The sequence below is a fragment of the Neoroseomonas rubea genome, from assembly GCF_016106015.1.
Classification (GTDB): domain Bacteria; phylum Pseudomonadota; class Alphaproteobacteria; order Acetobacterales; family Acetobacteraceae; genus Neoroseomonas; species Neoroseomonas rubea.
The window spans coordinates 1-4,997 of the sequence record NZ_JACADQ010000316.1 but is presented as its reverse complement, the minus strand read 5'-3'; the positions used below and the strand labels follow the sequence as shown (position 1 = coordinate 4,997).

Below are 4,997 nucleotides of genomic sequence, written 5' to 3'. Positions count from 1 at the left end.
GATCCCCCTCCCCTTTTTCTGTCTGGGCGTCCCGCCTGCGGCGGGCCGCGAAAGGTATTCAAAGAAGGAGGGGGGCTCGGGGGGAGTTCCCTCCCCCCGGCCTTCCCATTTTTACTGCGTGTGGAGCGTCGCCCCCGACGCCGCCTGCGCCTGTTCGAGCGACACGCCCGGCGCGAGGTCCAGCACCACGAACCCCTTCTCCGGCACCACGTCGAAGACGCCTAGGTTCGTGTAGACGCGCTTGACCGCGCGCGGCGTCGTCAGCGGATAGCCGCATTTCGCGACGAGCTTCGGCCGTCCGTCCTTCGTCGTGTGCTCCATCACGACCCAGAGCCGCTTCGCCCCCGCGCCGAGGTCCATCGCGCCGCCGACCGCGGGCGCGGTGTCATTCTCGCTGGTGGCCCAGTTCGCGATGTCGCCATTCTCGGCGACCTCGAAGGCGCCGAGGACGCACAGGTCGATATGCCCGCCGCGGATCATCGCGAAGCTGTCGGCATGGTGGCAGTAGGACCCGCCGGGGCGGAGCGTGACGGCCTGTTTGCCGGCGTTCACCAGCCAAGGATCGACCTTGTCCGGCGCGGGGGCGGGGCCCATCCCGAGGATGCCGTTCTCGGAATGCAGGATGACCTCCCGCTCGAGTGGCACGTAGTCCGCGATCATGGTCGGGATGCCGATGCCGAGGTTGACGTACCAGCCCTCGGGGATGTCCTGCGCGGCGCGGGCGGCCATGCCCTTGCGGTCGAAGCCTTGCATGTGAGTTGCTCCTGTCCCGGTTCCTGGTGTCCCGATCAAGCCCATTGCGCCCCGCGGTCCACACGGACCACGCGGCTGACGAAGATGCCCGGCGTGTGCACGTTCTCCGGCACGATCTCACCGAGCTCGCGGATGTGCATCACCTGCGCGATGGTCATCTCGGCGGCCATCGCCATCACCGGGTTGAAGTTCCGGCCGGAGGCCCGGTAGGTCAGGTTGCCCCAGCGGTCGCCTTCCCAGGCCTCGACCAGCGCGACGTCGCCCTTCAGCGCGTGCTCCATCACATAGGTCTTGCCGTTGAACTCGCGATGCTCCTTGCCGGCGGCGAGGAGCGTGCCGACGGAGGTCGCGGTGAAGAAGGCCGGCACGCCGGCGCCGGCGGCGCGCATGCGCTCCGCCATCGTGCCCTGCGGGACGATCTCCAGCTCGATCTTCCCTGCGCGATAAAGTTCCTCGAACACCACGGACCCGGCGGAGCGGGGGAAGGAGCAGATGATCTTCCGCACCCGGCCGAGCTCCATCAGCTTCGCGAGGCCGACCCGCCCGTTGCCCGCATTGTTCGCCACGCAGACCAGGTCCTTGGCACCCTGTTCGATCAGCGCCTCAATCAGCTGGTCCGGCTGGCCGACGGCGCCGAAGCCGCCGATCAGCACCGTGGATCCGTCCTTGATGCCGGCCATCGCATCGGCCAGCGACTGCACGATCTTGTTGATCACGTTCCCTGCTTCCCTACGGGTGCCTGAAAAGCCCGTTGCTGACGACGACCTTGTCGCGTTCGACCACGCGCGCGCGGAAGGCCGCGCCCCCTTCCTCGTGCCAGATTTCGGTGCGGATCGTCTCCCCCGGAAAGACGGGGGAGGAGAAGCGAAGGTCCATCCGCCCGAAGCGCGCCGGATCATAACCGCACAGCGTCCTCATCAGCGCGTGGCACACCACGCCGAAGGTGCAGAGCCCGTGCAGGATCGGGCGGGGGAACCCCGCCTTCGCCGCGACCGCCGGGTCGATATGCAGCGGGTTGTGGTCGCCGTTGAGCCGATAGACGATCGCCTGCTCCGGCCGCGTCGGCAGGTCGAGCGTCACGTCAGGCGCGCGCTCGGGTTCCGGATGCGGCTTCTTCACGGGGCCGGACGGGCCGCCGAAGCCGCCATCCCCGCGCGCGAAGGTGGTGCCTTCCAGCGTGGCGAGCTTCTCCCCGGTCCGCGCATCGAGGACCACGCGCTCGTTGTACAGCAGCGCGCCCTTGCCCGGGCCGCGATCGACGATGGCGCTGATGCGCGATTTCCCGACGATCTCGCCTTCCGCCGGCAGCGGCTTGTGCAGGATGATCGACTGTTCCCCGTGCAGCACCTGCGTCCAGTCCACGCCCGTGTCGGGGTTGCGCAGCCAGAAGCCCGGATAGCCCAGCACCACCGCCATGGACGGCATGGCCTTCAGGCGCGGCTCGTAGACGAAGTCGAGCTGGCTTTCGTCCATCGGGTCCTGCCCGAGGCCGATGGAGAAATTGTAGAGTGCCGTGTCCTGCCAGCGGATCGCCTGGCGGATCTCCGGGATCGGGTAGTTCAGCAGGTGTTCGTAGACGATGGGCATCAGTGCGTGTCCTCGACCTCGATCACCGCATCGGCGGCGAAGGCGCCCTGGCCTTCGGGGAGCACGAGCAGCGGGTTCACGTCGACCGACAGCAGCCGCTCGTCCGCCCCCGCGGCGAAGCGCGACAGCGCGGCGAGCGCGCCGGCCAGCGCCTTCACATCCGCCTTCGGCCGTCCGCGCGCGCCATCGAGCAGGGGAAAGCCCTTCAGCGAGCGGACCATGCGCTCGGCCTCCGCCTCGTCGAAGGGGCAGCGGCGGAAGGCGACGTCCTTCAGGATCTCGATGAAGACGCCGCCGAGGCCGACCATCGCCACGGGGCCGAACACGGGGTCCCGCGCGACGCCGAGCGCCATCTCGACCGCGCCCTTGATCTGCTTCGCGATGAGCACGCCTTCGATCCGCGCGTCTGGCGCGCGGGCGGCGGCGCGTTCGAGAAGCGTCGCATGCGCCGCGCGCACCGCCGCCGCATCCGCCAGGTCGAGGATGACGCCGCCGATCTCGCTCTTGTGCAGGATGTCCGGCGACAGGATCTTCGCCACGACCGGATAGCCGAAGCGCTCGGCCGCCGAGACGGCCTCCTCCGCGCTGCCGCACGCCGCTTCCGGCACGGCGGGCACGCCAGCCGCGGCGAGGATGCGCTTGCCTTCCGCTTCCGTCGGCGTCGTCGCGGGCAGGGTCACGTTGCCCACCACGATCTCCTCCGCCCGCGGGGCGGCGAAGGCGGCGCCGTAGCGGCCCATCGCCTCGATCGCGGCGACGGCGCGCGTCGGGTCCTCGAAGACCAGGAACCCGTCCTCCTCATAGCCTTTCACCTTCTCGGGCGGGGCGATGGCGGAGAGCACCCAGAGCCGGTCGGCGAATTTCTCCCGCGCCGCCTTGAGGTAGGGGCGCAGCTTCGGCGCCATGGTGGTGGATCCGCCCGTCTGGGTCAGGAACACCAGCATCGAGCCGTAGCCGCCGGCCTGCGCCGTCATCTCGAGGAATTGCGGGAACAACTCCGTCTGGTTCACCGCCTGCGCGGTGCAGTCCACCGGATTGCGCGGCGCGCAGAAGGAGATCAGCGATTTCAGATGCGCCTGCGCATCCTCCGGCAGCGGCGGCATCGGCACGCCGGCCGCTTCCGCGGCGTCGGAGATCAGCACGCCCGCGCCGCCGCTGACGGTGATGACGCCCATGGTGTTGCCCACGGGATATATGCGCTTCGTCGCCGCATAGGCGATGTCGAGCATCTGCTCCGTCGTCGTCGCCCGCACCACGCCGAATTCGTCGAGCACCGCCTGGGTGATGGCGTCGTCCCCGGCGATGGAGGCGGTGTGCGACTTCGCCGCATGGCCGCCCAATTCACTGCGCCCCACCTTCATCAACACGACCGGCTTGCGGTTGCGCCGCGCGAGATCCAGCGCCGCGGTAAAGCGCGCGCTCTCGCGGATTCCCTCTGCATAGGCGCAAATCACCTCGACTTCCGGCGCCTGCGCCATCCAGCCGATCGCCTCGCCGAGCGACACATCGGCCTCGTTGCCCGTGGTGATGCAGACCGGCGTGCCGATCCCCCGCATGCGGGAGACGGCGAAGACATGCGTGCCATAGGCCCCGGACTGGGAGGCGATGCCGATATTGCCGCGGATCGGCCAGCCCTGCTCGAAGGACAGCGAGAAGATCGGGTAGAAGTTGATGCTGGCGTTGAACAGGCCGAGGCAGTTGGGCCCGAGCAGCCGCATCCCGTGCCGGCGCGCCGCCGCGACCAGGCGGTCCTGCATCGCCGCCCCCGCCTCGTCCACTTCCGCGAAGCCCGCGGTGAAGACGATGGCCGCGCGGCAGCCTTTCGCACCCAGGTCATCGACGGCCTGCACCGCCCCTTCGCCCGGCACGGCGACGATCGCGACATCGGGCGCGGATGGCAGCGCGGAGACGGAGGCGAAGGCGGGCAGCCCCTGCACCGTGGCGCGGTTCGGGTTCACCGGCAGGATGGCGCCGGAAAAGCCCTGGCGCTGCATGTAGGCGATCGGCCGGCCGCCGATGCGCGTCGCATCGTCCGAGGCGCCAATGATGGTGACCGAGCGCGGCCGGACCATGGCGTCGAGCGCCGCGAAGCCTGCGGCGGTGATGGGGCGCGAGTGGCCGCCTTCGGCGGGCATGGGCGTTTCCTCCGGCAATCGGCGCGCAGCGTGGCCTCCGCCGCCCGGGCGGGCAAGGGGGCGAGTCCAGCGCGGCGCGCCATGCAGCCGCCGGAATGGCGAAGGGCCGCGACGCTGCCGCCGCGGCCCTTCCCGAAGCGATCCGATCGCCTGGCGTCAGGCGCCGGGGGCGACCACCGTGCAGGCGCCGCGGGCGCGGAGCCGGGCGCAGGCCTGCTCGGCGCCGGACTGCGTCAGGCCGGTCACGCGCGCCCGGTAGAGCGTCGTGCTGCCCTGGCGCACCGGCGTCACGGCAGTGCGGCTGCCCATGGTGGCGACCACGTCCCGCGCCTGGGTGGCGGTGGTGCGCGCCAGGTTCTCGGACGCGAAGGCGCCGACCTGCACGCCCCAGCCATTGCCGCCGGGCTGCGCCGTCGTGGTGCGCGCCGCCGCCTGCTGCGCGGGCGGGGTCGGCATCGGGGCGCGGGGCAGGGTGCTCGCCTGCGCCGTGCCGACGATCCCGAAGCGACTGAGCGGCGCGGC

Annotated in this window: 5 protein-coding genes; all 5 read right to left on the bottom strand. The window is 70.6% G+C overall.

Translation table 11 applies throughout. The features are described from left to right. Positions 1-111: 111 nt before the first annotated feature. Positions 112-753, bottom strand: a complete 642-nt coding sequence (locus tag HW577_RS20640; RefSeq protein ID WP_198378007.1) for a 3-oxoacid CoA-transferase subunit B — start codon at positions 751-753, stop codon at positions 112-114. A gap of 35 nt (positions 754-788) precedes the next feature. Further along, positions 789-1,469 (bottom strand): 3-oxoacid CoA-transferase subunit A, encoded by a 681-nt coding sequence (locus HW577_RS20635; protein WP_198378006.1) that lies wholly within the window; start codon positions 1,467-1,469, stop codon positions 789-791. Between the two features lie 13 nt (positions 1,470-1,482). Next, positions 1,483-2,340, bottom strand: coding sequence for a MaoC family dehydratase (locus tag HW577_RS20630; RefSeq protein WP_198378005.1), 858 nt, complete (start codon positions 2,338-2,340; stop codon positions 1,483-1,485). Continuing rightward, positions 2,340-4,475: an acetate--CoA ligase family protein gene (locus tag HW577_RS20625; protein WP_198378004.1), complete on the bottom strand. Its 2,136-nt coding sequence runs from the start codon at positions 4,473-4,475 to the stop codon at positions 2,340-2,342. The genes HW577_RS20630 and HW577_RS20625 overlap by 1 nt, the downstream gene beginning before the upstream one ends. A gap of 156 nt (positions 4,476-4,631) precedes the next feature. Beyond that, on the bottom strand, positions 4,632-4,997 hold a 366-nt coding region (locus HW577_RS20620), incomplete at its 5' end, for an SPOR domain-containing protein (RefSeq protein ID WP_198378003.1).

Excerpts from the sequence above, each read along its gene's own strand:
- HW577_RS20640 (WP_198378007.1), bottom strand. The coding sequence starts at position 753 with ATGCAAGGCTTCGACCGCAAGGGCATGGCCGCCCGCGCCGCGCAGGAC.
- HW577_RS20630 (WP_198378005.1), bottom strand. The coding sequence starts at position 2,340 with ATGCCCATCGTCTACGAACACCTGCTGAACTACCCGATCCCGGAGATC.
- HW577_RS20625 (WP_198378004.1), bottom strand. The coding sequence starts at position 4,475 with ATGCCCGCCGAAGGCGGCCACTCGCGCCCCATCACCGCCGCAGGCTTC.